We start from the raw sequence: 25,366 nt of genomic DNA, 5'->3' as shown, positions 1-25,366 counted from the left end.
ATGCAGTACCACCCGCAGCCGGCCCCGGGCGTCGCCCGCCCCTGGGCTTTCCCCGCGCCGGAGCGGGGCGCCCTGCCCAACGGTCTCACGGTGCTCCGCTGCCACCGCCCCGGCCAGCAGGTCGTCGCGGTCGAGATCTTCCTCGACGCCCCGCTGGAGGCCGAGCCCGAGGGGCTCGACGGCGTGGCCACGATCATGTCGCGGGCGCTGTCCGAGGGCACCGACAAGCGCACCGCGGAGGAGTTCGCGGCCGAGCTGGAGCGCTGCGGCGCCACGCTCGACGCGCACGCCGACCACCCCGGTGTCCGGGTCTCCCTGGAGGTCCCGGCCTCCCGGCTGGCCAAGGCGCTCGGGCTGGTCGCCGAGGCGCTGCGGGCGCCCGCCTTCGCCGACAGCGAGATCGAGCGGCTGGTGCGCAACCGGCTCGACGAGATCCCGCACGAGCAGGCCAACCCGGCCCGTCGCGCCGCCAAGCAGCTCTCCAAGGAGCTCTTCCCGGCCGAGGCGCGGATGTCGCGCCCGCGCCAGGGCACCGAGGAGACGGTGGAGCGGATCGACGCGGCGGCCGTCCGGGCCTTCTTCGACGCCCACGTCCGGCCGTCCACCGCGACCGCCGTGGTCGTCGGCGACCTGACCGGCATCGACCTGGACGCCCTGCTCGCCGACACCCTCGGCGACTGGTCGGGCGAGGCCGCCGCGCCCCGCCCGGTGCCGCCGATCACCGCCGACGACACCGGCCGGGTGGTGATCGTCGACCGTCCGGGCGCGGTCCAGACCCAGCTGCTGATCGGCCGGATCGGTGCCGACCGCCACGACAGCGTGTGGCCGGCCCAGGTCCTCGGCACCTACTGCCTCGGCGGCACGCTCACCTCCCGCCTCGACCGGGTGCTGCGCGAGGAGAAGGGCTACACGTACGGAGTGCGGGCCTTCGCCCAGGTGCTGCGCTCGACCGCTGCGGACTCCGCCTCGGGCGCCACCGGCGCCGCGATGCTGGCCATCAGCGGTTCGGTGGACACGGAATCCACCGAGCCGGCCCTCAAGGACCTGTGGACGGTCCTGCGGACCCTGGCCGCCGAGGGCCTCACCGACGAGGAGCGCGAGACGGCGGTGCAGAACCTGGTGGGTGTCGCGCCGCTGAAGTTCGAGATGGCGGCCTCCGTCGCGGGCACCCTCGCCGACCAGGTCGAGCAGCATCTGCCGGACGACTACCAGGCGCAGCTGTACGCCCGCCTCGCGGAGACCGGCACGGTCGAGGCGACCGCGGCGGTCGTCAACGCCTTCCCGGTCGACCGGCTGGTCACCGTCCTGGTCGGTGACGCGGCGCGGATCGAGGAGCCCGTCCGGGCCCTGGGCATCGGCGAGGTGTCGGTGGTCACCGGCTGACCCGCCGGCTTCTCGGCCCTTCCCGGCTCTTCCCTGCCACGGGACCGGTACGGGGCAGGGGAGAACCGGCGGACAGCAGGGCATGGGGGCGGATCCCGCAAGCAAGATGTGCGAGATTCGCCCCTTTTGTCCGTTCCGTGGGGAGGTTGCCCGTCTGCCCTGTGGGATGCGCTACAAAATGGCCTGTCCATTTGGTGGATGTAAGTGCCCCCGTTTAGCGTCGGCTCGACTGTTCGTCACTCGTATGCCGCATCAGGGGCGTACCGGACAGTCATCGCCGAGTCCCCGTCCGGCGCGAGCCCGGGGAGCCGGGGACCCATGTAGTCCCTGGGGTGAATCGGACGCCTGAGCCCCGAGAGGCCGAGGTGTCCGTAGGAGACCTTCCTGCTCCGAACCCGTCAGCTAACCCGGTAGGCGAGAAGGAAGGAAAGGACCAGCCACTTCATGGCGTTCACCCGTGCCACGGGGAAGCATCGTGCCCCGAGCCGACTGACGCGCAGGGGCGCGAAGGCCGTCGGCGTCGCGACCCTCGCCACCACCGGTGTCATCGGCGGTCTGGCCGCCCCGGCCGTCGCCGCGGAGTCGGAGTCCGCCGCTGTCGAGGACACCGGCCTCACCCAGGTCCTCACCATCGAGAAGACCCTTGCCGAGCGGATCGGCGCCCAGGCCGACGCGCAGGCGAGCCAGGCCGTCGCCACGGCGAAGGCCAAGGCCGAGGCGCACAAGAAGGCCGAGGCGCGCAAGAAGGCCGAAGCCAAGAAGAAGGCCGAGGCGAGGGCGGCGGCGGAGCGCGCCGCCGGGTCCCGCGCCGGTACGGCCCGCGTCGCCCGGTCCGCCGAGCGCACGGTGCCGGGAGCCTTCCGTCTCCCGGTCGCCGGTTCGTACGTCACCACCGGCTACAAGTCCGGCGGCTCGCTCTGGTCCTCCGGCAGCCACTCGGGCGTCGACTTCCACGCCGCCTCCGGCAGCTCCGTCGTCGCCGTCGGCGCCGGTACGGTCGTCGAGGCCGGCTGGGGCGGCGCGTACGGCAACAACATCGTGCTCCGGATGACGGACGGCACGTACACGCAGTACGGCCACCTTTCCTCGATCGGGGTGTCGGTCGGCCAGAGCGTCGCCGCCGGCCAGCAGATCGCCCTCTCCGGCTCCACCGGCAACTCCACCGGCCCGCACCTCCACTTCGAAGCCCGCACGACGCCTTCGTACGGCTCCGACCTGGACCCGGTCGCGTATCTGCGCGCCCACGGCGCCGCCCTCTGACGGACCATCCACCGAAGGCCCCGGACCGCGCGTCCGGGGCCTTCGGCATGCCTGCCGCACGGTGCGGGTGACCCCTCTCCCGCGCGACCGCTCCCCGACGTCACCGCTCTCCGATGCGACCGGTCCGCGGCCGGAAGATATTCATCGATTCCTGCCCGGCATCGGAAATGCCGCCGCATTGCAATAGAGTCACGGAACAGGTGTCGGGCGGCCGCGTTTCGCGGGCATTGAGGCGGAGGTTCGGGCATGCGCATTCCCGCGCATTCGGTAAGCACAGCGATTCGTGACGACATCGTCTCCGGAGTCTTCGCGCGCGGCAGCCGGCTCACGGAGGAGGTGCTGGCCCGCCGGTACGGGGTGTCCCGCGTCCCGGTCCGCGAAGCGCTGCGCACCCTGGAGTCCGAGGGCTTCGTGGTCTCCCGCAGGCACGCGGGCGCCTGCGTCGCCGAGCCCACCGACCTGGAGGCGGCCGACCTGCTGGAGGTCCGGAACATGCTGGAGCCGCTGGGCGCCGCCCGCGCGGCGCGCCGTCGCACCGAGGCCCACCTCAAGGTGTTGCGCGGCCTCGTCCGCCTCGGCCATGACCGGGCGCTGCGCGGCGAGGGCGAGGACCTGCGCCCACTGGGCGGCTGGTTCCACGAGACACTGGCGCAGGCGTCCGGCAGCCCCGGTCTGATCGCCCTGCTCGGCCAGTTGCGGCACAAGATCGCCTGGATGTACGTGGTCGAGCCGCCGGACCGGCCGGTGGACTTCTGGGCCGAGCGCGGGGCCATCGTGGACGCGGTGGCGCGCGGCGACGCGGACCGGGCCAGGGCGCTGGCGGCCCATCACGCGGAGCGGACCGCCGCCGCGCACCGGCTGCGGCCCCGCCCGCCCGGCCCGCGCCCGGGAAACCCGGTGAGGGGGCCGCAACATCCCGTAAACAGTGCGGGTGTCCGCACTTAACAAACGCACCGTAGAAAGAGAGGTGCTCCGGTCCGGCCGGGATATTTCCCCGGCGCGCGGGGAGGGATTTTCCCGTGTTCGAAGGTGGAATTCATCCGCTGGTGGAAGGGGGGAATCCCCGCTGCCCCTTTCCTTTCCGGCGGAATTAGTCGGGGCATGAAAAAGCCGCGGCTCCGGTTCACGGTGCCGCGGCTCTCTCGGGGAGGGTGCCTCAGACGGTCTCCGGGAGCTCCTCGAGTCCCTCTGCGACCAGCTTCGCCAGACGGTCCAGAGCGGCCTCGGAGTCGTCCGCCTCGGAAGCGAGCACGATCTCCTCGCCGCCCTGCGCGCCGAGTCCGAGCACCGCGAGCATGGACGCGGCGTTCACCGGGGAACCGTCGGCCTTGGCGATCGTCACGGGGACGCCGGAGGCCGTGGCGGCACGGACGAAGATGGAAGCGGGGCGGGCGTGCAGGCCCTCGGCCCAACCGACGTTGACGCGGCGCTCAGCCATGGTTCTGCCCTTCAGGAATCACTAGTTGTCTAGACCATTCTCGCACGTGGTGCGCGGTGCTCCGGCCGAGCCCCGGGACCCCCGACGACGTGCGCGGTGCCCCTTGATCGGCTCTCCCAGACTGCCCCGGCCCCGGTACGTACGCGACCGCTGACGGAGTCGTACGCTTTGCCCATGGAGCCCGCCCCGGAGCAGAGCCCGCCGCACGCCTATCCCGCCCACTGGGAGGCGGACGTGGTGCTCCGCGACGGCGGCACCGCGCGCATCAGGCCCATCACCACGGACGACGCCGAGCGGCTGGTCAGCTTCTACGAGCAGGTCTCCGACGAGTCGAAGTACTACCGGTTCTTCGCCCCGTACCCCCGGCTGTCCGACCGGGACGTGCACCGCTTCACCCACCACGACTACGTCGACCGGGTGGGGCTCGCCGTCACGGTCGGCGGCGAGTTCATCGCGACCGTCCGCTACGACCGGATCGACGAGCGGGGCAGGCCGGCCTCCGCCCCCGCCGACGAGGCCGAGGTCGCCTTCCTGGTCCAGGACGCGCACCAGGGCCGGGGTGTGGCCTCGGCCCTCCTCGAACACATCGCGGCCGTCGCCCGCGAGCGCGGCATCCGTCGCTTCGCCGCCGAGGTGCTGCCCGCCAACACAAAGATGATCAAGGTGTTCCGGGACGCCGGATACACCCAGCGGCGCAGCTTCGAGGACGGTTCCGTCCACCTCACCCTGGACCTCGAACCGACCGAGGAGTCCCTCGCCGTCCAGCGCGGCCGCGAGCACCGGGCCGAGGCCCGCTCCGTGCAGCGCCTGCTGGCCCCCCGCTCCGTCGCCGTCATCGGCGTCGGCCGGGCCCCCGGCGGCGTGGGCCGCACCGTCCTGCGCAACGTCCTGGCCGCCGGCTTCACCGGCCGGACCCACGCCGTCAACAACGCCTTCGCCGCCGGACAGGAGACGATCGACGGCGTCCCCGCCCACCGCTCCCTCGGCGAGATCGGCGAACCGGTCGACCTCGCGGTCGTCGCCGTGCCCGCCGACCGCGTCCCGGAAGCCGTCGCGGACTGCGGCGAGCACGGGGTGCAGGGCCTGGTCGTCCTCTCCGCCGGCTACGCCGAATGGGGCGCCGAGGGCCGCGAACGCCAGCGCGAACTGGTCCGTCAGGCCCGCTCGTACGGCATGCGGATCATCGGACCGAACGCCTTCGGCCTCATCAACGCCGCGGAAGCGGTACGGCTGAACGCCTCGCTCGCACCCGAGCCGCCCACCCGCGGCCGGATCGGCCTGTTCACCCAGTCCGGAGCGATCGGCATCGCCCTGCTCTCCGGCCTCTACCGGCGCGGCGCGGGCCTGTCCACCTTCATCTCCGCCGGCAACCGCGCCGACATCTCCGGCAACGACTTCCTCCAGTACTGGTACGAGGACCCCGACACCGACGTGGCCCTGCTGTACCTGGAGTCGATCGGCAACCCCCGCAAGTTCACCCGCCTCGCGCGCCGCACCGCGGCCGTCAAGCCGGTCGTCGTGGTCAAGGGCGCCCGGCACAGCGGCTCCACCCCGCCCGGCCACGCGGTGCCGACCCGGCGGATCCCGGACGCCACGGTCTCGGCGCTGATGAGGCAGGCGGGCGTGATCCGGGTCGACACGGTCACGGAGATGGTCGACGCGGGGCTCCTCCTCGCCGACCAGCCGCTCCCCGCCGGCCCCCGGGTCATGATCCTCGGCAACTCCGAATCGCTCGGCCTCCTCACGTACGACGCCTGCCTCGCCGAGGGGCTGCGCCCGCGCCTGCCCCTCGACCTCACCACCGCCGCCACCCCGCAGGACTTCCGGAACGCCCTGACCGAGGCGCTGGCCGACGACGGCTGCGACGCCGTGATCGTGACGGCGATCCCCTGGGTCGGCGAGGACGGCCGGGCGGAGGCGGGCGACGGGGAGGTGCTGGCGGAGGCGCTGCGCGCGGCCGCGGCCACGGGCCCGGCCAAACCGGTGGCCGTCGTGCACGTGGAGATCGGCGGACTCGCCAAGGCCCTGGCCGCCGCCAGCGGCACGGTCGCCCGCCCGTCCGCGCCCCGGACCGCCCCGGCGGACCAACAACGGGATCCAGAGACCCCGTCGGCACCGCAGAAGGACGGCGCCCCGGGCCGCATCCCCGCCTACCCCGCCGCCGAACGGGCGGTCCGCGCCCTGGCCGAAGCCGTGCGGTACGCCCAGTGGCGGCGGCAGTCCGCCGTCCCCGGCAAGGTGCCCGAATTCCTCGACGACACCATCGACGAGCCGGGCACCGCCCATCTCATCGACACCCTCCTGGGCCCCGACCCCGACCCCCGGGGCCAGCAGCTCGGCACGGAGGAGGCCCGCGAGCTCCTGGCCGGCTACGGCATCACCGTACGGCCGACGCTTCCGGCGCCCGGCCCGGACGCCGCCGTCGCCGCGGCCGCCCGGCTCGGCTACCCCGTGGCGCTCAAGACCACCGCCCCCCACCTGCGCCACCGCGCCGACCTCGGCGGCGTCCGGCTCGACCTCGCCGACGAGGACGCGCTGCGCCGGGCCTACGGCGAGCTGACCGGGCTGCTCGGCGGCCCCGCCGAACTCCAGCCGGTCGTCCAGTCCATGGCGCCGCGCGGGGTCGACACCGTCGTACGGGCCACGATCGACCCGGCGGCCGGCGCCGTCCTCTCCTTCGGGCTCGCCGGAGCCCCCTCCGAACTGCTCGGCGACATCGCCCACCGCCTCGTCCCGGCCACCGACCGCGACGCCGCGGAGCTGATCCGGTCCATCCGGGCCGCCCCGGTGCTGTTCGGCTGGCGCGGCGCCGCGCCGGTGGACACCGCGGCGCTCGAAGAGCTGCTCCTGAGGGTCTCCCGACTGGTCGACGACCACCCCGAGGTGGTCTCCGTCGCCCTGGAACCGGTGGTGGTCGCCACCGGGGGACTGACCGTCCTCGGCGCGAGCGTCCGCCTCTCGCCGCCCCCGGCCCGTACCGACCTCGGCCCGCGCCGCCTGCCCAACTACTGACCCGGACGCGACGGCGCTCCGCCTGCCGTACGCCGTCCCCGGCAGTCACCGGGCCCCCGTAGGATGGTGCCCATGGCAAAGACCGGTACGACGACCCAGGGGCTGCGCGCGGCGATCGAGCGCAGTGGCTACTACCCGGCCCTCGTGGCCGAGGCGGTGGAGGCCGCCGTGGGCGGCGAGCCGGTCGCCTCGTACCTGGTGCACCAGGAGACCACCTTCGACTCCAACGAGGTGCGCCGCCATGTCACCGTCCTGGTCCTGACGGACAACCGTTTCATCGTCAGCCACACCGACGAGCAGAACGCGGACACCAGCTCCCCGACCCCGTACGCCACCACCTCCACCGAGTCGGTCAAGCTCGACCGGATCTCGTCGGTCGTGGTCAGCCGGGTCGTGGCCAACCCGGAGAAGTACGTGCCGGGCACGCTGCCCCGCGAGGTCGTCCTCACCATCGGCTGGGGCGCGGTCTCCCGGATCGACCTGGAGCCTGCCGCCTGCGGCGACCCCAACTGCGAGGCCGACCACGGCTACACCGGCAACACGACGGCCGACGACCTGAGCCTGCGGGTCAGCGAGGCCGGTGACGGCCCGGACACCGTGCGCCAGACCCTCGCCTTCGCCCAGTCGCTCTCCGAGGCCACGGCCGCGACCGCGGCGACCGGCCGCTGATGGCTCAGCCGGCCTGGCAGGAGCCCGAACCGCTCACGGTGGAGAGCGCCCCGGTCCCCGAGTACGGCAGCGGCTCGCTCGCCGACCTGCTGCCCACGCTCGTCGCCGGACAGGGGGTGCCCGGTTTCACCGCCGCGATCCCCGAGCTCACCCCCGCCGACCGGAACTGCGTGTTCCTGATCGACGGCCTGGGCTGGGAGCAGATCAAGGCCCACCCGGACGAGGCGCCCTTCCTGCACTCCCTGCTCCCCACCTCGCGCGGCGGCACCGGCCGCCCGATCACCGCGGGCTTCCCCGCCACCACGGCCACCTCCCTGGCCTCCGTGGGCACCGGGCTGCCGCCCGGGGAACACGGCCTGCCCGGCTACTCCGCGCGCAACCCGGAGACCGGCGAGCTGATGAACCAGCTCCGCTGGCGCCCCTGGGTCCCGCCGGCCGCCTGGCAGCCGTACCCCACCGTCTTCCGGCTCGCCGACGCCGCGGGGGTGCGCACCGCCCAGGTCTCCGCCCCCGACTTCGAGCGGACCCCGCTCACCCAGGTCGCGCTCAGCGGCGGCTCCTTCCTCGGCCGGCTCTCCGGCGAGGAGCGGATGGACACCGCCGCCGCCCGGCTCGCCGCCGCCGACCGGACGCTGGTCTACACGTACTACAGCGAGGTCGACGGCAAGGGCCACCGCTTCGGCATCGACTCCGACGCCTGGCGCGGCCAACTGATGTACGTGGACGGGCTGGCCCGGCGTCTGGCCGAGCAGCTCCCGCCCCGCTCGGCGCTGTACGTCACCGCCGACCACGGCATGATCGACATCCCGTTCGACGAGCAGTCCCGGATCGACTTCGACGAGGACTGGGAACTGCGCGCGGGCGTCGCCCTCCTCGCGGGCGAGGGCCGGGCCCGCCATGTGTACGCCGTGCCGGGAGCCGAGAACGATGTCCTCGCCGTCTGGCGGGACGTGCTCGGCGAACAGTTCTGGGTGGCGAGCCGTGAGGAGGCGATCGCGGCCGGCTGGTTCGGTCCGAGGATCGACGAGCGGGTCCACGGCCGGATCGGCGACGTCGTCGCCGCGGCCCACGACGACGTGATCATCACCGCCTCCGTCAACGAGCCGAACGAGTCCGCGATGGTCGGTGTGCACGGCTCGATGACCCCCGTCGAGCAGCTCGTCCCGCTCCTCGAAGTACGCTCGTAACCCCTCTTCCACCCCTCCTCGCCCGAAAGGTGCTGGACCTCTCATGTCCGAGCTTGTGTTCTTCTCCGGAACGATGGACTGCGGAAAGAGCACGCTGGCCCTCCAGATCGGCCACAACCGCTCGGCACGCGGCCTGCAAGGCGTGATCTTCACCCGCGACGACCGGGCGGGGGAGGGCAAGCTCTCCTCGCGGCTGGGGCTGGTCACCGAGGCCGTCGAGGCCGACGAGGGGATGGACCTCTTCGCCCATCTCATCGACCGGATAAGCCGGGGCGGCCGGGCGGACTACGTGATCGTGGACGAGGCGCAGTTCCTGGCGCCCGTCCAGATCGACCAGCTCGCGCGCGTCGTCGACGACCTCGACCTGGACGTCTTCGCGTTCGGCATCACCACCGACTTCCGGACCAAGCTGTTCCCCGGCTCGCAGCGGCTCATCGAGCTGGCCGACCGGGTCGAGACGCTCCAGGTCGAGGCGCTCTGCTGGTGCGGCGCCCGCGCCACGCACAACGCCCGGACGGTCGGCGGCCAGATGGTCGTCGAGGGCGCCCAGGTGGTCGTGGGCGACGTCAACCAGCAGGCCGGCGAGGTCGGTTACGAGGTGCTGTGCCGCCGCCACCACCAGCGCCGCACCACCAGCGCGAGCGCCCGCGCCGCCGCGCTCTCCCCGGACGTGCTGCCGGTCGGCCCCGCCTGAACCGCCGTACCCGGGCCGTCCGGCGGCGGCCCCCGGCGTGCTGCTTAGGATGACGGCGTGAACATGGCGAGCGGAGAATCAGCCGGGTCCGGACCGGGCCCGCTGGCCAAGGTGCAGCCCCGACAACTGATCGTGACCGTCTACGGGCTGTACGCGCGCGAGACCGACGGCTGGATGTCGGTGGCCTCGCTGATCCAGCTGCTCGCCGATCTCGACGTCGAGGCGCCGACCGTGCGCTCCAGCGTCTCCCGGCTGAAGCGGGCCGGACTGCTGGAGGCCCGGTCGGTCTCCGGGGCGGCCGGATACCGCGTCTCGCCCGCGACCGAACGCATCCTGCGCGACGGCGACCCGCGCATCTTCGCCGCCCGCCGGGCCACCGTCGAGGAGGGCTGGGTGCTGGTCGTCTTCTCGGTGCCCGAGTCCGAACGGGCCAGACGGCACATCCTGCGCACCGAGCTCACCCGGCTCGGCTTCGGCTCCGTGTCCGCCGGGGTGTGGATCGCCCCCGGCCACGTCCACGACGAGGCGGAGTCCATGCTGGCCCGGCACGGACTGCGCGCCTACGCCGACCTCTTCCGGGCCGACTACCTGGCGGCCGCCGGGGGCGACGCCGCCGAACTCGCCACGAAGGTCCGCTCCTGGTGGGACACCGGTCGGCTGCAACGGCTGTACGTCGCGTTCCTGGCCGCGCACCGACCGGTGGCCGAACGGATCGCGAGCGGCGCCGCGGTGACGGACCGCCAGGCGTTCACGGCGTACATCGGGCTCCTCACCGACTGGCGCAGGCTCGTCTACCTCGACCCCGGCCTCGCCCGGGAACTGCTCCCCGAGGAGTGGAGCGGAACGCACGCCGCCGAGCTCTTCGACGAACTGCACGCCCGACTGGCCGGCCCCGCCCGCCGCCACGTCGAACGGACCCGGGTCCGCTGACGGCCCGGGAAGGCTGGAACGGCTGCGGGCCATGCACCGGCGAAGCCGAAGGCCGGCTGTCCGCGGACGCGCCGGAGCCGGACGGGGACTTCGACAGCGGCGCGAGCCGACCCGGCGGGGGATCCGGGGCTCCGGGCACCTGCTGCGGACGGCGCCTACCGCGTGACGTCCCGCTCGACCGTCCCGACGCGGCTCGCTCCTCGATGCGGGAGAGGGACGGTCCACCACCAGGAGACGGAGGGGACGGGAAGCGGGACGGAGATCTCGGCCGTCGTGGATGTGCCGAGGATCCGGGTGGGGTGGTCGGCGGGGTCCTCCGGAGGTTGTAGCGGGCGCTTGCGAGCTGCCATTCCACGGAGCCGCGCAGACTGCTGTCGAGGCACGTCAGGTACTGGCGCAGTTGAGGACTCGCCCAGCTGCGCACGTCCTCCGACAGGCGGTTGTAGAGCATGACCACCCGGTCACGCTGGCGGACGACTTCCGCGACGGCCTCTTCTGCCGTGAGGCCGCTTTCCTGCTGGACGACACGTACGGCATTGACGTAGTAGTCCCCGCTCCTGCTCTCCTTGTGGTGGGGATCAGGTCGTTGTCCCAGGCAGCGACGAAGGCGGCCATCTCGTTGGCCGCCCGGACGGCGGAATGTTCCGCTTCCAGTGGAACGAGTTCGATGCCCAGCCCCATTTCGATCCAGACGGGGAGCATCAGGCCGCCGCTGGAGTGCAGCCTCAGGATGGTGTAGTCGTCCACCGTGGGAATGGCGTCCTTCGCACGGTAGTCGGACTCTCGGACAGCAGCCATGAAGTATCCGCGCAGAGTGTTCACCCAGCGCGCGAGCTGGCCCGGTGTGGCGTGCCGGGCGATCCTGCTGCCCAGGTCACGCAGCGCTGTCGCCAGAGGGTCCCCGGCAAGGGCGGCGACGTCCCGGCCCTGCGCCGCGCCGAGCATCCGGGACATCACCGCCACCAGCTCACCCGGGTGCTTTCCGGCTTCACCCTCTTCGCAGTAGCCGTCATCGAAGGCGAACAGCCAGAAGCCGTAGTCCGCCAGCAGCCGGACAACCTCCCGCTTCCCGCGAGGCAGGAGGCGCCCGGCGAACTTTCCCGACGGAGCCCGGACGGCGATCCGCTGCCGCAGGTTCGCGGTGCCGAGACCGTACTGCTCCGCCCATGCGGCGGTTTCTCGATCGATGGCCTCCTGGTCGGGGTGAAGGCCGCCGGAGAAAGGGAGGTAGAAGGGAGGGATGCGCACGGATACGTGGCGAGGAGCGGTCACGGTGGCCTCCGGGGTGTTTGGTTCGGCTGACCTGTCGGGGCGGGCGTCGCGGAGCGGCGAACCGGCGGCCTGCGGCTGAGCGTTGTGCTCGGGCCGGGGCGCGGAAACCGCTCCGGGCGCCTTGCGGCGCACCGCAGCGCCGGACGCGGCTCCCCGCCCGCCCGCGCTCCGCCGGACCGACCCTAACCGGCCGCCGTCGAGCGCACGATCGTGAACGCCGCGCCCTCCGGGTCCGCCACCGTCGCCACCCGTCCGCTCGCCCCGTCCCGGGGCGGGTGCAGCACCTGGCCGCCGAGTTCCACCACCCGGCGGGCGGCCTCGTCTGTGTCGGCGACCTCGAAGTACGTCATCCAGTGCGGCCCCCGGTCACGCGGCAGCGCATGGCCGACCCCGTGCAACGAGGCCACCGGGCGGCCGTCCAGACGCAGCGTCTGGTAGTCGAAGTCGGCGGAGACCTCCGCCTCCGCCTCGTAGCCGAAGACCGTCTGGTAGAACTTGCAGACCGTCGAGGTCTCCCTGGTCACCAGCTCGTTCCAGACCGGGGTGCCCGGGGCCCCGGCGAGCGCCGTGCCGAGGTGCGCGGCGGCCTCCCAGATCCCGAAGACCGCGCCGCCCGGGTCGGCGGCGATGGCCATCCGGCCCGCCTCGCCCGACTCACCGGCGTCGAGCGGCCCCACGGCGACCGTGCCCCCGCAGGACCGGACGGCCTCCGCGGTGAGATCCACGTCGTCACTGGCCAGATACGTCGTCCAGGCGACCTGCAGATGCCGGTCGGGCGGCAACTGCCCGATCCCGGCGACCTCCTTCCCGCCGATCAGGGCCCGGACGTAGGGGCCCAGTTGGTCGGGCCCCGGCACGAACTCCCAGCCGAACAGGTCGGCGTAGAAGTCCTGGGTGGTGCCCATTCCGTGCACGAGCAGGCTCACCCAGCACGGGCTTCCGGGCGTACGCGGAGCGGCAGCCTCGGTCATCGTCACTCTCCTCGGACCATCGGGGTGGCCGTACGGGGACGGAGCCGGCGTGCCGTCATGCGGTACGGGATGTGGACGCCCCGTGCAGATGGTGGCACCACCCGGCGCACGAAGCGCCCGGCCGCGCCGCGTCGTTCCGGAACTCGACGCAGAGAGACCGGATTGCCACGGTGCGACCGTTTGGGAGGTGCTACGGCACGGGCGGCTCCTGCGCGAGGATGGCCTCCATGAAGCCCATCATCAGCGCATCCGCATACGCGAGCGAATCGGCGGGGCCACGTCCGCCGGTGCTCCTGGACGTACGTTGGCAGCTGGGCGGCCCGCACGGCCGGCCCGACTACGAGGCCGGGCACATCCCCGGCGCCGTCTTCGTCGACCTGGACGCGGAGCTCGCCGGTCCGGCCGGGCGTGGCGGCCGCCATCCGCTGCCCGACCCGGAGGAGTTCGGCGCGGTGATGCGCCGGGCGGGAGTCTCCGGGGACACCCCGGTGGTCGTGTACGACGGGGGCCAGGGCTGGGCGGCGGCGCGCGCCTGGTGGCTGCTGCGCTGGACGGGGCACGAGGACGTCCGGGTCCTGGACGGCGGCCTCGCCGCCTGGCCGGGCGAGCTCCAGACGGAGACCCCGACCCCGGCCGAGGGGGACTTCCGCCCCGCCCCCGGAGCGCTGCCGCTGCTCGACGCGGACGGGGCCGCCGAGCTCGCCCGCTCCGGCCTGCTGCTCGACGCGCGGGCCGCCGAGCGCTACCGGGGCGACGTGGAGCCGATCGACCGGGTGGGCGGCCACATCCCCGGTGCCGTATCGGCCCCGACCTCCGAGAACACCGGCGCCGACGGCCGCTTCCTGCCCCCCGGGGAGCTGGCGGCACGCTTCTCGTCGCTCGGCGCGGACCGGGCGGCGGAGATCGGCGTCTACTGCGGCTCGGGGGTCTCCGGCGCCCACGAGGTGCTGGCCCTGGCCGTCGCGGGTCTGCCCGCCGCGCTGTACGCGGGCTCCTGGTCCGAGTGGTCCGGCGACGAGTCCCGCCCGGTCGCCACGGGGCCCGACCCCCAGTAACGGAGGATCGGCACGAAGGCCCGTACGCGAGGGCGTACGGGCCTTGCTCATGCTGTGGTGAACCCCGCTCAGTCCTGCTTCTTGCGGCGGGTGCCGAAGACGATCTCGTCCCAGGTCGGAACGGCGGCGCGGCGGCCCGGCCGGACACCGTCCGCCTCGGCCTGGCGGTCCGTCGTTCCGGTCAGCCGGTCGCGGTGGCCCGCCACCGCCCTCGGCATCAGGACATCGGCGTAGGCGGAACCGGCGCCCGCGGACGCCGCGGCGGGCGGCTCGTCCGCCTCCGGCTCCTGCGCGGCGGGCTCGATGGCGGGCGGCTCCGGCTGCGACGGCCGCTCCGGCACCACCATGTCGCCGCGGAAGCTCGGCACCGCCTCCAGCAGGCTGGTCAGCGAATCGCGCTCACCGGCCGAGACGGACGCGATGTGCTCCTCCGGCTCGGGCGGGGGCGGCGGAACCGCGGGCCGCTCGATCTGGCGGTCCAGGGCGCGGTCCAGCGGCCGGTCGCGCGGCAGCCGGGCGATCCGGGGCACGAAGGGGAAGCTGGGCTCGGGAGCGGCGACGTCGTCGGTCTCGCCGATCAGCGAACGGGCCTCGTCGTCCACGGCCTGCACCAGGCGGCGCGGGGCGTCGTACGTCCAGCTGGCCGAGTGCGGCTCGCCCGCGACCCGGTAGACCAGGAGGACCTCCCAGGTGCCGTCGTCCCGGCGCCAGGAGTCCCACTGGACGGTCTCCTTGTCGGCGCCGCGCAGCAGCAGCCGCTCCTGCACGGCCTCGCCGAGCTGGGGGCCGGTGTTCTCGCCGGGGCGGCGTACGGGGGTCTTGCGGGCGCGCTCGGCCATGAAGGCGCGCTCCGCGAGCACGGGGCCCTCGAAGCGGCGGACCCGGTCGACCGGGATCCCGGCGAACTGGGCGACCTCCTCGGCGGAGGCGCCGGCTCGTATCCGGGCCTGGATGTCGCGGGGGCGGAGGTGGCTCTCCACCTCGATCTCGATCTGGCCGAGGCGCGCGCGGTCGTTGCGCACGGCGGCCCGCAGCCGCTCGTCGATCGGGAGTGTGTACTCCGTGCTGTCAGCAGCCTTGAGCACCAGTCGTGTGCCGTCGTTGGAGACGGCCACGACACGCAGTTCGGGCATGGGGACCTCCCGGGTGGTGCCTGCCGACGTCACCTGCGTCGCTGCTTCCGCTAGTCGAGTGTGGCCTGCCCGGGTGCAGCCTGCCACAACATTGCCGTGTTGCCCGGTGTGTCGGGCGTGAGCCCTTGATCGCCGGTCTGACACAGGGACCTATTCTGCAACATAAGGTGACTTTTGATCACTTCATGTGGCCGGTCTCCGTGTAATGCCGCGGCGCCGCCGGATCGAGTGCCTCCTTCGGCTCCCTTTTTGAAGATCCGGAACACCCGCACGGGCATCCGGCCCCAGGGTTCGACACAGTACTCCATTCGGGCCATCAGGGTGGACCGCCGCGCCGTCGAAGTTCTCGTGAGGTGCGGGAGTTGGATGCCGGGCCGGGGCGGGCGGGCGCTCACCGGGTGTCCTGCTTCACACAATCCCCCGAAGCGGAACTAAGAGCTTCGCTCAAATGTCCCTTCCTGGTGCATGGTGGGGGAGATGTCAATAGAGGGCGGAAAACAGTGCAGAAGCCGGAAAGTGACATAGAGCCCAAGGAAAGGCGTATCGATCTGAGCCTGCCCCAGGTGGCGGGCAGTGCCCTCGCTGCGGTCGCGGCGGCGGTGGCCGCCTCCCAGTTGGGCGTGTACGGAACGATCCTCGGCGCCGGGGTGATGAGCATCGTCGCCACCTGCGGCGGCTCGGTCTTCCAGCACCTCTTCCGGCGTACCGGGGAGCAGCTCCGCGACGTGACCGTACAGGCGCGCGGGGCGGGCGGCGGCGGTGCGACGAGGACGCCCGGGCACGGGGCGCGGGCCCCGTACGGCGCCGGGCCGGCGGACGCCACCGCGGTGCTGCCCGCGGCGGACGACCCGGACCGCACCCGGATGCTCCGGGCACCGGACGCGACCCGGCTGCTCACCGCGCACCCCGTCCCGGACGGGGAGTTCTCCGAGGCCACCACGCACGGCACCCGGCTGCGCGGCTGGAAGCGCTCGGCACTCGGCGCGGCCGTGGTCTTCGTCCTCGCCATGGCCGGGATCACCACGTACGAGGTGCTCTCCGGCGGCGACCTGAGCGGCGGCCACGGGACGACCGTCGGCTCCGTGGTGCGCGGCGGCGGCGAGCGGGACTCCGGTACGGACGCCCCGGCACCGTCGACGAGCACCGGCCGGGACGGGGCACCGGACGGGGAGAGCGGCACGACGCCCGGGACGGAGCAGCAGGGCGGCGCGAGCCGGAACCCGGACCCCGCGCAGAGCGGCCGGCCCTCCACCGGCCCGACGGCCGACCCCGCGCCGTCCGGCTCCACCGGCGGCTCCACGGACCCGGCCCCGGAGACCACCCCCTCCCCGGGGGCGTCCGGCGGCGGCTCCACCACCGACCCGGCCCCCGCGGGCGGCCAGGCCCCGGCCCAGGGCGACGGCACCGGCGGCGGGCAGTGACCGGCCCGGGGCCGGACCCGGCCTACTCGCCCAGGACCCGGCGCAGGTAGTCGTTGCCGAAGAGCCGGTCCGGGTCCAGCCGGTCGCGGACCGCGGTGAACTCGCCGAAGCGGGGGTACACCCCGGCGAGGTACTCGGCGTCGCGGGTGTTCACCTTGCCCCAGTGCGGGCGCCCGGCGTGGGCGGTCATGATGCGCTCCACCGCCGTGAAGTACGCCTGGTACGGCGTTCCCCGGTAGAGGTGGACGGCGATGTACGCGCTCTCCCGGCCCGAGGCCGTGGAGAGCGCGATGTCGTCGGCGGGGGCGGTGCGGACCTCGACCGGGAAGCTGATCCGCAGCGGCGAGCGCTCCACCATCGTCCTCAGCTCCCGCAGCGCCTCCACGGCCGCCTCGCGCGGTACCGCGTACTCCATCTCCACGAAGCGGACCCGGCGCGGGCTGGTGAAGACCTTGTACGGGATGTCGGTGTAGGTCCGGGCCGACAGGGCGCGGCTGGAGAGCCTGGCGATCGACGGGATGGTCGCCGGGACCGCCCGGCCGAGCGAGCAGGCCACCTGGAAGAGCCCGTTGGAGAGGAGCTCGTCCTCGATCCAGCCGCTGAACTTTCCGGGAGGGGCGGCGGGGCCGGCGCTGCGGTTGTTGCGCTTGGTGTTGCAGTTCCCGGTGTGCGGGAACCAGTAGAACTCGAAGTGCTCGTTCTCGGCGACCAGCTCGTCGAAGTCGCTCATGATCCGGTCGAAGCCCATCGGCTCCTCACGGGCCGTCAGCAGGAAGATCGGTTCCACCGCGAAGGTGATCGCCGTGACGACGCCCAGCGCGCCGAGCCCGATCCGGGCCACGGCGAAGACATCGGCGTTCTCCTTCTCCGAGCAGGTCAGCACCGTGCCGTCGGCGGTGACCAGCTCCAGGGCGCGGATCTGGGCGGATATGGACGCCGAGTCCCTGCCGGTGCCGTGGGTGCCCGTCGAGGTGGCGCCCGCGACCGTCTGCTCCATGATGTCGCCCATGTTGGTGAGCGAGAGGCCCTCGCGGGCCAGGGCGGCGTTCAGCCGCTTCAGCGGGGTGCCTGCCTCGACGGTCACCGTCATCGCCTCGCGGTCGATGCTCCGGATGCCGGTGAGGAGATCCGGGCGGATCAGCACGCCGTCGGTGGCGGCCGCCGCGGTGAACGAGTGCCCGGTGCCGACCGGCTTCGCCCGCAGACCGTCCTCCGAGGCCCGGCGCAGCGCCTCGGCGAGCTCGGGAACGGACGCGGGCGTCACCGTCCGTACCGGACGGGCGGTGACGTTCCCGGCCCAGTTATGCCACGCGTTCGTCTTGGTCCGTGCGTCGGTCATCTTCCGCGTGCCCTTCACTAGGGACCGGCCCGCTGAGCCGGCGATACCCCAGGAACGCCACCACGGCCGCGAGCGCTCCCGCCACGAGGGGCACCACGTACCCCGCCCTCGCCCCCGAGGCGTCGACCATCCAGCCGGCGGCCGAGGAACCGAGCGCGACCCCGACGGCCAGCCCGGTACTCGTCCAGGTCATGCCCTCGGTCAGCTCGGAACGCGGTACGTGCTGCTCGACGAGAGCCATGGTGGTGACCATCGTGGGTGCGATCGCCAGGCCCGCGACGAAGAGCGCCGCGGCCAGGAACGGCAGGTTCCCGGCCAGTTGGAGGGGGATCATACTCACGGCCATCGCGCACACGCCCACCAGCCACCGGATGTTCGCCCGGGCCTTGAGGTGGAGCAGCCCGAAGACCGCTCCCGCCAGGCACGAACCGAGCGCGTAGACGGCCAGCACCAGGCTCGCCGCGGCCTTGTGGCCCTGCTCCTCGGCGAAGGCCACGGTGACCACGTCGACGGCGCCGAAGACCATCCCGGTGGCCACGAAGGTCACCACGAGGACCTGGAGCCCACGGGAGCGCAGCGCGGAGCCGCCGCCCTGTGCCCGGCGCGGGTGCGGAACCGGCTCGGTGGACCGCTGCGCGGTCAGCCACACGACACCGACCAGCAGGAACACCGCCGCCAGCAGCGGCCCGGCCTCCGGGAACCAGATGGTGGACAGCCCGATCGAGATGATCGGCCCGAAGATGAAGCACGCCTCGTCGACGATCGACTCCCAGGCGTACGCGGTGTGCAGCTCGCGGGGCGAGCCGCGGTAGATCTCCGCCCACCTGGCCCGGATCATCGACCCCACGCTGGGGACGCAGCCGACGCCCGCCGCGAAGACGAAGAGGGTCCAGTCGGCCAGCCCCTGCTGCGCGCAGAACAGGAGCCCGGCCACCGCCGCCAGCGCGACGAGGGTGGCGGGGCGCAGCACCCGGCGCTGCCCGTGCCGGTCGACGAGCCGGGATATCAGGGGCCCGAGCACCGCCGCCGACATCGCCAGCGTCGCCGACAGCGCGCCGGCCAGCCCGTACCGGCCGGTGATCTGGGAAATCATGGTCACGACGCCGATGCCCATCATGGACAGCGGCATCCGGCCGAGGAATCCGGCCGCCGAGAACCCCTTGGTGCCGGGGACGGCGAATATCGCGCGGTAGGGACTGGGCAAGAGGTGCTCCGGAGCGGCGTGGTCATACGCGCGGAAACGGCGCGCTTTCAACCGATACACCCTACGGTCGGGCGGATCGGCCGGGCATCGGGGGAGGCCCGGAATCGATGTCGGTGGGATGGCGGCCCGGCGGGAGTGGCAGGATCGGTGCCATGTCCGATCTGCGTGATCCCGCCCCCTACGACGCCCTGCTGCTGCTCTCCTTCGGTGGCCCCGAAGGCCCGGACGACGTGGTTCCGTTCCTCGCGAACGTGACCCGGGGCCGGGGTATTCCCGAGGAGCGGCTCAAGGAGGTCGGCAAGCACTACTTCCTCTTCGACGGCGTCAGCCCGATCAATGCCCAGAACCGCGCGCTGCTGGACGCCCTGCGCGAGGACTTCGCCGAGCAGGGGCTCGACCTGCCGGTCCACTGGGGCAACCGCAACTGGGCCCCGTACCTCACCGACACCCTGCGCGAGATGGTCAGCGCCGGTCACCGCCGGATCGCGGTCCTCGCGACCAGCGCCTACGCCTCCTACTCCGGCTGCCGGCAGTACCGGGAGAACCTCGCCGACGCGCTGGCCGCCCTGGAGGCCGAGGGGCTGCCCGTGCCCCGGGTCGACAAGCTCCGGCACTACTTCAACCACCCCGGATTCGTGGCCCCCATGGCCGAGGGGGTCCTCGCCTCGCTGGCCGACCTCCCCGAGGACGTACGCGCCGGGGCGCACCTCGCCTTCACCACGCATTCCATCCCCACCTCCGCCGCGGACACCTCCGGCCCGGTGGAGGCGCACGGCGAGGGCGGCGCCTACGTCGCCGAGCACCTCGACGTCGCCCGGCTGATCGTCGACGCGGTGCGCGAGGAGACCGGCATCGAGTACCCCTGGCGGCTCGTCTACCAGTCGCGCAGCGGCGCCCCGCACATCCCGTGGCTGGAACCCGACATCTGCGACCACCTGGAGGCGCTGCACGCCGACGGGGTGCCCGCCGTGGTGATGGCCCCCATCGGCTTCGTCTCGGACCACATGGAGGTGCTGTACGACCTCGACACCGAGGCCACCGCGAAGGCCGCCGAACTGGGCCTGCCGGTGCGCCGCTCCGCGACGGTGGGCGCCGACCCCAGGTTCGCCGCCGCCGTGCGCGAACTGGTGCTGGAACGGGCCGCGACCGAGCGGGGACAGAGCGTGGAGCGGTGCGTGCTGGGCTCGCTGGGACCGTCCCACGACCTCTGCCCGGTCGGCTGCTGCCCGGCCCGCGCCGCCCGGCCCGCCGCCGCGGGCGCCGACAGCCCGTACGCCTGACAGCCCGCCCCACGCCCGCCGATCCCTGGAGAGCCGTGTACGAAAACGACCTGGACGCGCTGCTCGACCTCGCCCTGGACGCCGCCGCCCGCGCGGGTGCGCTGCTCCGTGACCGCCGCCCGGCCGACCTGGGGGTGGCCGCGACCAAGTCCAGCCCGATCGACGTCGTCACCGAGATGGACATCGCCGCCGAGAAGCTGATCACCACATTCCTGCGGGACCACCGCCCGGACGACGGTTTCCTCGGCGAGGAAGGCGGCGGCACCCGGGGCCGCAGCGGCATCCGCTGGGTCGTCGACCCGCTCGACGGCACCGTGAACTACCTCTACGGCCTCCCCACCTGGGCCGTCTCCATCGCTGCCGAGCGGGAGGGCGAGCGCGACGGCGAGCGGCTGGTGGGCGTCGTGGCGGCCCCGATGCGCGGGGAGACCTACTGGGCGGTGCTCGGCTCCGGGGCCCACGCCTCGGGCGGCGCCTTCGGCGAGGACACCGTGCTGCGCTGCCGCCCCGCGCCCCCGCTCGACCAGGCACTCGTCTCGACCGGTTTCAACTACGTGGCCGAGGTCCGTACCCACCAGGCCGACGTGGCGCGGCGGCTCATCCCGCGCCTGCGCGACATCCGGCGCAGCGGATCGGCCGCCGTGGACCTCTGCGACGTGGCCGCGGGGCGCCTGGACGGCTACTACGAGCGCGGGCTGCACCCCTGGGACCTGGCGGCCGGCGACCTCATCGCCCGCGAGGCGGGCGCGTACACCGGCGGGCGCCCCGGCCGGCCCGCCGACGGCGACCTGGCGGTCGCCGCCACCCCGGGCGTCTTCGAGCCGCTCCAGGCCCTCCTGGAGGAGCACGGCGCCTGGCACGACTAGGGCACGACGAGAGGGCGTCCGACACGGGCAGGGCCCCGACACCGTTGACCGGTGTCGGGGCCCTGCCCGCCGACGTGCTCAGACGCTGCTGGCGCCGATCTCGACGCCGTGCTCGGCGGCGAGGCGGTGAAGGTCGTCCAGTTCGCTCTGTTCGACGTCCGCGAGGAAGTCGTCGCCCGTCTCGCGGGCCCGGGTGAGGTCGTGCTCGGTGGTCCTGATCCGCTGCAGCAGACCTGCGGTGAAAGCGTCCATAATGCGCCCCCTCATCGTGGGTCGGTGGCACGGGGGTGTGCCCGGGGTTTCCCTCCGCGCGGTGGCGGTAGGGCGGGTGATCACGCGCTCTCCGGGGACGGAGTGGCCTGTGGCACGCCACATTCAAGGCGTGATCTCGGGTGTGCATTCGTCCTCCCCGGGCCTTGGACCGGAGAAACCTCAACTGGGCGGAAAATCCGGTGAATTCCCTTGAGCCCGACCGGGGTGGCGTCGCCTTACCGCCGGTTTATGCGTGTTGCGGGCAGGATGGAGCCGCACAGTTCCCTGCCCACGGGCGCTCCGGACACGTTCCGTGGGCACTCCGTCACATCATGAAGTTTCTAAGGAAGGACAGCGCCGTGCGCGTACTCGTCGTGGAGGACGAGCAGCTGCTCGCCGATGCGGTGGCCACCGGATTGCGCCGCGAGGCCATGGCCGTCGATGTCGTGTACGACGGCGCGGCGGCCGTGGAGCGCATCGAGGTCAACGACTACGACGTCGTGGTGCTGGACCGCGACCTCCCCCTGGTCCACGGCGACGACGTCTGCCGCCGGGTCGTCGAGCTGGGCGTCCCCACCCGGGTCCTGATGCTCACCGCCTCCGGCGACGTCAGCGACCGGGTCGAGGGCCTGGAGCTGGGCGCCGACGACTACCTGCCCAAGCCGTTCGCGTTCACCGAGCTCACCGCCCGGGTGCGGGCGCTCGGCCGGCGTACGACGGTGGCGCTGCCGCCCGTCCTGGAGCGGGCCGGCATCAGGCTCGACCCGAACCGGCGCGAGGTCTTCCGCGGCGACACGGAGGTCCAGCTCGCGCCGAAGGAGTTCGCCGTGCTGGAGGTCCTGATGCGCAGCGAGGGCGCGGTCGTCTCGGCCGAGCAGCTGCTGGAGAAGGCCTGGGACGAGAACACCGACCCGTTCACCAACGTTGTCCGGGTGACGGTCATGACCCTGCGGCGCAAACTCGGCGAGCCCGCAGTGATCGTCACCGTGCCCGGCTCCGGCTACCGGATCTGACGGCCGATGCCCGCGGTACCCGCGCCGCCCGCGGCGCCCCCGAAGCCCCACTGGGAGCCCAAGCAGCAGGATCCCCCGTACTGGCTGCGTCCGACCATCCGGATACGGCTCACGCTGCTCTACGGCGGCATGTTCCTGATCGCCGGCATCCTGTTGCTGTCGATCATCTACATGCTGGCCGCACAGGCCCTGCACGTGGGCAGCGAGCTCCCGTTCAAGATCGTCAACGGGCAGGTCACCAGCAATGTCTGCAACCTGCCGGAGAAGGCGTCCCCGGACACCTTCAACGCGGCGATGAACGCCTGCGTCAACCACCAGCGCCAGCAGGCGCTCGACACACTGCTCAACCGCTCGCTGCTGGCCCTGGTCGGTCTGAGCGTCATCGCCTTCGCCTTCGGCTACGCGATGGCCGGACGGGTCCTCTCGCCGCTGGGCCGGATCACCCGCACCGCCCGCCGGGTGGCCGGAACGGACCTGTCCCGCCGGATCGAGCTGGACGGCCCGGACGACGAGCTGAAGGAGCTGGCCGACACCTTCGACGAGATGCTGGACCGCCTGGAGCGGGCCTTCACCGCGCAGCAGCGGTTCGTCGGGAACGCCTCGCACGAGCTGCGCACGCCGCTCGCGATCAACCGCACCCTGCTGGAGGTCCATCTCTCCGACCCCCAGGCCCCGCCGGAGCTCAAGCAGCTGGGCAAGACCCTGCTGGCCACCAACGAGCGCAGCGAGCAGTTGGTGGAGGGTCTGCTGCTGCTGGCCCGCAGCGACAACCAGATCGTCGAGCGCAAACCGGTCGATCTCGCGGAGGTCGCCTCCCGGGCGCTCGACCAGACGCGCGGCGAGGCGGAGGAGCGCGGGGTCGCGATCCGCGGCGAGCTGGCCCCCGTCGTGGTCCAGGGCAACGGTGTCCTGCTGGAGCGGATCGCGCTGAACCTGGTGCAGAACGCCGTGCGGTACAACGTCCCCGAGGACGGCTGGGTGGAGGTCACCACCGAGCTCCAGGGCGGCCAGGCCCTGCTCGTGGTCTCGAACACCGGCCCCGTGGTGCCCGCGTACGAGATCGACAACCTCTTCGAGCCCTTCAGGCGGCTGCGTACGGAGCGAACGGGCAGCGACAAGGGGGTCGGCCTCGGCCTGTCGATCGCCCGGTCCGTGGCGCGCGCACACGGCGGCCGTATCATCGCGGAGCCCCGCGAGGGCGGTGGCCTTGTGATGCGCGTCTCACTTCCGGCGTGAGGGGCCGGGTGAAGCGATGAGGGCGCGCAGACGATTGTTCGCTTTGGGCGGAATTTTCGGGACCTGGACCCAGGTGGTCCGTGTGTGATCGATCACAGGAGCGAATTTCCCGTCAACGACGCTCCGTGACCGCCGACCCCAGGGGAAAGCCGGTAAAAGTCGGGGTTTTCGGGGTCGAGCATCACGGGAAGTACACGGGGTGGCGCCCGTGGAGCACGACGCCGGGACCGTGTACGGTCCCCTTCGCCACCCAAGCCGACCGCTCTTGAGCGGTCCTCTTGGGTGTCGATTGAGTAACAGACCTTGATGTGAGGCAAAATCTCCGCCTCAGGTCGGGCACAAGTCCGGCCTCTCACGCGTTACGTGCGCTGAGACACCCGCAGACACCCAGAGGGGGAGAGCGACATGGCAACGGATTACGACACCCCACGCAAGACCGACGACGACGTCGATCAGGACAGCCTTGAGGAACTCAAGGCCCGTCGGAGCGACAAGACGGCCTCCGCCGTCGACGTCGACGAATTCGACGCGGCCGAAGGGCTGGAGCTGCCCGGCGCCGACCTGTCCAACGAGGAACTGGCCGTACGGGTCCTGCCCAAGCAGGCCGATGAGTTCACGTGCATGAGCTGCTTCCTCGTGCACCACAGGAGCCAGCTGGCACGGGAGAAGAACGGCCAGCCGATCTGCCGCGACTGCGACTAGGCAGGTTCGGCCGTGGCAGGCGACACCCCGTCCCGGAAGCGCCGCTTCCGGCGCAAGAGGCCGTCGGAGGCGTATCAGGGCGGTACAGGCCCGGCACAGGGCGCGACAGCGCCCGCCGAGCGGTCCGCCCTGCCACCCTCCGCGGGTGAGCGGGACGGCGGACGGGGCCCCGGGGCCTCGCCGGAAGCGGTCGTCGCGTCGGCGGCCGGGGCAGCGGCAGCGGCCGGGCAGGAAACGGCCACCGCCGCGGAGGTCGACGCGGCCGACAGGGCCGAGGTCGACAGGACGGAGCCCGTGACCGGGGCAGGCCGTCTGACTTCTGTGAAACGGGGCGTACGCAAGGGCGGGGAGAGTGCCAAGGCGGCGGTAGGTCAGATCGCCGACCTGATCATCGACAACGCTCCCCGCATCCCTGTGCGTGATCTCGCCACATTGCGCAGGCAGTTTCCCGGGCTCGGCCCGGAGGAGCTGGCCGACCGGCTCGTCGCGGGGGCGGGCAGGTCCAGCGCCACCGTCGGCGCCGGAATCGGCGCGGCGGCCATGATGCCCGTACCGCCCGCCATGCTCGCCGAGCTGGCGGCGGAGATCACCGGCGTCGCCGCGATCGAGATGAAGCTCGTCGCCGAACTGCACGAGGTCTACGGGCTGCGCCCGCCGGGCGGCCTCGGCAGGCGTTCCACCGCGTACCTCACGTCCTGGACGGAGGAGCGCGGGATCGACGTGTCCCAGCCCACGACGGTCAACGCCGCGCTGGGCGGCCAGATGAAGCGCGAGCTGCGCCAGCAGATCATGAAGCGCATGGCGCGCGATCTGCCGAGCCTGACCCCGTTCCTGGTCGGCGCCGCCGTCGGTGCGCTGATGAACCGGCGCGACACCAAGAAACTTGCCGAGCGGATCAGGAAGGACCTCCGCGGCCGCCAGGTGCCCTGGGACCAGCTCCCCGAGCTGCCCCCGCTGGAACGGCAGCCCGGCCTGCGCAAGGGGCTCCTGAAGAAACTGGAGGACCCGCCCGCCGAGCTGGAGGGTCCGCGGGGCGGACCGTAGGCCCC

General features: G+C 72.8%; 23 protein-coding genes and 1 riboswitch. Of the genes, 16 read left to right on the top strand and 7 right to left on the bottom strand.

The window, feature by feature from the left end; all coding sequences use genetic code 11:
- The 3 genes from ACWC97_RS11025 to ACWC97_RS11015 all read left to right on the top strand — a co-directional run bounded on the left by ACWC97_RS11025 (position 1) and on the right by ACWC97_RS11015 (position 3,588).
- Positions 1-1,383 (top strand): M16 family metallopeptidase, encoded by a 1,383-nt coding sequence (locus ACWC97_RS11025; RefSeq protein ID WP_352273276.1) that lies wholly within the window; start codon positions 1-3, stop codon positions 1,381-1,383.
- Positions 1,384-1,648: 265 nt separating this feature from the next.
- A riboswitch (cyclic di-AMP (ydaO/yuaA leader) is annotated at positions 1,649-1,814 on the top strand.
- A gap of 13 nt (positions 1,815-1,827) precedes the next feature.
- The gene (locus ACWC97_RS11020) at positions 1,828-2,643 is read left to right on the top strand and encodes a M23 family metallopeptidase (RefSeq protein WP_450648724.1); all 816 of its coding nucleotides are present in this window, start codon (positions 1,828-1,830) and stop codon (positions 2,641-2,643) included.
- Between the two features lie 246 nt (positions 2,644-2,889).
- Positions 2,890-3,588 (top strand): GntR family transcriptional regulator, encoded by a 699-nt coding sequence (locus ACWC97_RS11015; protein WP_352273248.1) that lies wholly within the window; start codon positions 2,890-2,892, stop codon positions 3,586-3,588.
- 211 nt (positions 3,589-3,799) lie between these two features.
- On the opposite strand, the gene ACWC97_RS11010 is transcribed toward ACWC97_RS11015, so the two are convergent.
- Positions 3,800-4,081 (bottom strand): HPr family phosphocarrier protein, encoded by a 282-nt coding sequence (locus ACWC97_RS11010; protein WP_352273247.1) that lies wholly within the window; start codon positions 4,079-4,081, stop codon positions 3,800-3,802.
- A 174-nt stretch (positions 4,082-4,255) separates the two neighbouring features.
- Between ACWC97_RS11010 and ACWC97_RS11005 the strand changes: the two genes are divergently transcribed.
- The 5 genes from ACWC97_RS11005 to ACWC97_RS10985 all read left to right on the top strand — a co-directional run bounded on the left by ACWC97_RS11005 (position 4,256) and on the right by ACWC97_RS10985 (position 10,573).
- On the top strand, positions 4,256-7,093 hold the full coding sequence (locus tag ACWC97_RS11005; RefSeq protein ID WP_450648722.1) for a bifunctional acetate--CoA ligase family protein/GNAT family N-acetyltransferase: 2,838 nt from the start codon (positions 4,256-4,258) through the stop codon (positions 7,091-7,093).
- Between the two features lie 72 nt (positions 7,094-7,165).
- Positions 7,166-7,762, top strand: a complete 597-nt coding sequence (locus ACWC97_RS11000; protein WP_352273245.1) for a DUF5998 family protein — start codon at positions 7,166-7,168, stop codon at positions 7,760-7,762.
- A complete protein-coding gene (locus ACWC97_RS10995; RefSeq protein ID WP_352273244.1) occupies positions 7,762-8,949 on the top strand; it encodes an alkaline phosphatase family protein in 1,188 nt (395 codons plus the stop codon). Before ACWC97_RS11000 ends, ACWC97_RS10995 begins: the two co-directional genes overlap by 1 nt.
- 43 nt (positions 8,950-8,992) lie before the next feature.
- Positions 8,993-9,643: a thymidine kinase gene (locus tag ACWC97_RS10990; protein WP_352273243.1), complete on the top strand. Its 651-nt coding sequence runs from the start codon at positions 8,993-8,995 to the stop codon at positions 9,641-9,643.
- Between the two features lie 63 nt (positions 9,644-9,706).
- Positions 9,707-10,573: a PaaX family transcriptional regulator gene (locus tag ACWC97_RS10985; RefSeq protein ID WP_450648818.1), complete on the top strand. Its 867-nt coding sequence runs from the start codon at positions 9,707-9,709 to the stop codon at positions 10,571-10,573.
- Positions 10,574-10,957: 384 nt separating this feature from the next.
- Here ACWC97_RS10985 and ACWC97_RS10980 read toward each other — a convergent pair whose 3' ends face one another.
- Together ACWC97_RS10980 and ACWC97_RS10975 are read right to left on the bottom strand one after the other, a co-directional pair.
- Positions 10,958-11,845 carry a terpene synthase family protein gene (locus ACWC97_RS10980; RefSeq protein ID WP_450648720.1) on the bottom strand — a complete coding sequence of 296 codons (888 nt, stop codon included), beginning with the start codon at positions 11,843-11,845 and terminating at the stop codon, positions 10,958-10,960.
- Between the two features lie 182 nt (positions 11,846-12,027).
- Positions 12,028-12,816 (bottom strand): VOC family protein, encoded by a 789-nt coding sequence (locus ACWC97_RS10975; RefSeq protein ID WP_352273241.1) that lies wholly within the window; start codon positions 12,814-12,816, stop codon positions 12,028-12,030.
- A 227-nt stretch (positions 12,817-13,043) separates the two neighbouring features.
- On the opposite strand from ACWC97_RS10975, the gene ACWC97_RS10970 reads away from it, so the two are divergent.
- A complete protein-coding gene (locus ACWC97_RS10970) occupies positions 13,044-13,871 on the top strand; it encodes a sulfurtransferase (protein WP_450648718.1) in 828 nt (275 codons plus the stop codon).
- 68 nt (positions 13,872-13,939) lie between these two features.
- Here ACWC97_RS10970 and sepH read toward each other — a convergent pair whose 3' ends face one another.
- A complete protein-coding gene (sepH, locus tag ACWC97_RS10965; protein ID WP_352273239.1) occupies positions 13,940-15,004 on the bottom strand; it encodes a septation protein SepH in 1,065 nt (354 codons plus the stop codon).
- A gap of 554 nt (positions 15,005-15,558) precedes the next feature.
- Here sepH and ACWC97_RS10960 point away from each other — a divergent pair.
- On the top strand, positions 15,559-16,425 hold the full coding sequence (locus tag ACWC97_RS10960) for a hypothetical protein (protein ID WP_352273274.1): 867 nt from the start codon (positions 15,559-15,561) through the stop codon (positions 16,423-16,425).
- A gap of 22 nt (positions 16,426-16,447) precedes the next feature.
- Here ACWC97_RS10960 and ACWC97_RS10955 read toward each other — a convergent pair whose 3' ends face one another.
- Positions 16,448-17,764 carry a D-arabinono-1,4-lactone oxidase gene (locus ACWC97_RS10955; RefSeq protein ID WP_352273238.1) on the bottom strand — a complete coding sequence of 439 codons (1,317 nt, stop codon included), beginning with the start codon at positions 17,762-17,764 and terminating at the stop codon, positions 16,448-16,450.
- Entirely contained in the window at positions 17,727-18,968 is a 1,242-nt protein-coding gene (locus ACWC97_RS10950) for an MFS transporter (protein ID WP_352273237.1), read from the bottom strand. Before ACWC97_RS10950 ends, ACWC97_RS10955 begins: the two co-directional genes overlap by 38 nt.
- A 152-nt stretch (positions 18,969-19,120) precedes the next feature.
- Between ACWC97_RS10950 and ACWC97_RS10945 the strand changes: the two genes are divergently transcribed.
- Both ACWC97_RS10945 and ACWC97_RS10940 read left to right on the top strand, forming a co-directional pair.
- On the top strand, positions 19,121-20,248 hold the full coding sequence (locus ACWC97_RS10945) for a ferrochelatase (RefSeq protein ID WP_450648715.1): 1,128 nt from the start codon (positions 19,121-19,123) through the stop codon (positions 20,246-20,248).
- 35 nt (positions 20,249-20,283) lie between these two features.
- Positions 20,284-21,114: an inositol monophosphatase family protein gene (locus ACWC97_RS10940; protein WP_352273235.1), complete on the top strand. Its 831-nt coding sequence runs from the start codon at positions 20,284-20,286 to the stop codon at positions 21,112-21,114.
- 78 nt (positions 21,115-21,192) lie between these two features.
- Here the strand turns inward: ACWC97_RS10940 and ACWC97_RS10935 are convergent, their stop codons facing one another.
- Positions 21,193-21,366, bottom strand: a complete 174-nt coding sequence (locus tag ACWC97_RS10935; RefSeq protein ID WP_352273234.1) for a hypothetical protein — start codon at positions 21,364-21,366, stop codon at positions 21,193-21,195.
- 359 nt (positions 21,367-21,725) lie between these two features.
- Between ACWC97_RS10935 and ACWC97_RS10930 the strand changes: the two genes are divergently transcribed.
- The 4 genes from ACWC97_RS10930 to ACWC97_RS10915 all read left to right on the top strand — a co-directional run bounded on the left by ACWC97_RS10930 (position 21,726) and on the right by ACWC97_RS10915 (position 25,361).
- On the top strand, positions 21,726-22,379 hold the full coding sequence (locus ACWC97_RS10930; protein WP_352273233.1) for a response regulator transcription factor: 654 nt from the start codon (positions 21,726-21,728) through the stop codon (positions 22,377-22,379).
- Between the two features lie 6 nt (positions 22,380-22,385).
- Positions 22,386-23,615, top strand: coding sequence for a sensor histidine kinase (locus tag ACWC97_RS10925; RefSeq protein WP_450648712.1), 1,230 nt, complete (start codon positions 22,386-22,388; stop codon positions 23,613-23,615).
- A gap of 405 nt (positions 23,616-24,020) precedes the next feature.
- Positions 24,021-24,317, top strand: a complete 297-nt coding sequence (locus tag ACWC97_RS10920; RefSeq protein ID WP_003965732.1) for a DUF4193 domain-containing protein — start codon at positions 24,021-24,023, stop codon at positions 24,315-24,317.
- Positions 24,318-24,329: 12 nt separating this feature from the next.
- Positions 24,330-25,361 carry a hypothetical protein gene (locus ACWC97_RS10915; protein WP_352273231.1) on the top strand — a complete coding sequence of 344 codons (1,032 nt, stop codon included), beginning with the start codon at positions 24,330-24,332 and terminating at the stop codon, positions 25,359-25,361.
- Positions 25,362-25,366: the final 5 nt, after the last annotated feature.

This window comes from Streptomyces sp. NPDC001108 (assembly GCF_053598535.1).
This window is presented reverse-complemented; position numbering and strand designations above follow the sequence as displayed.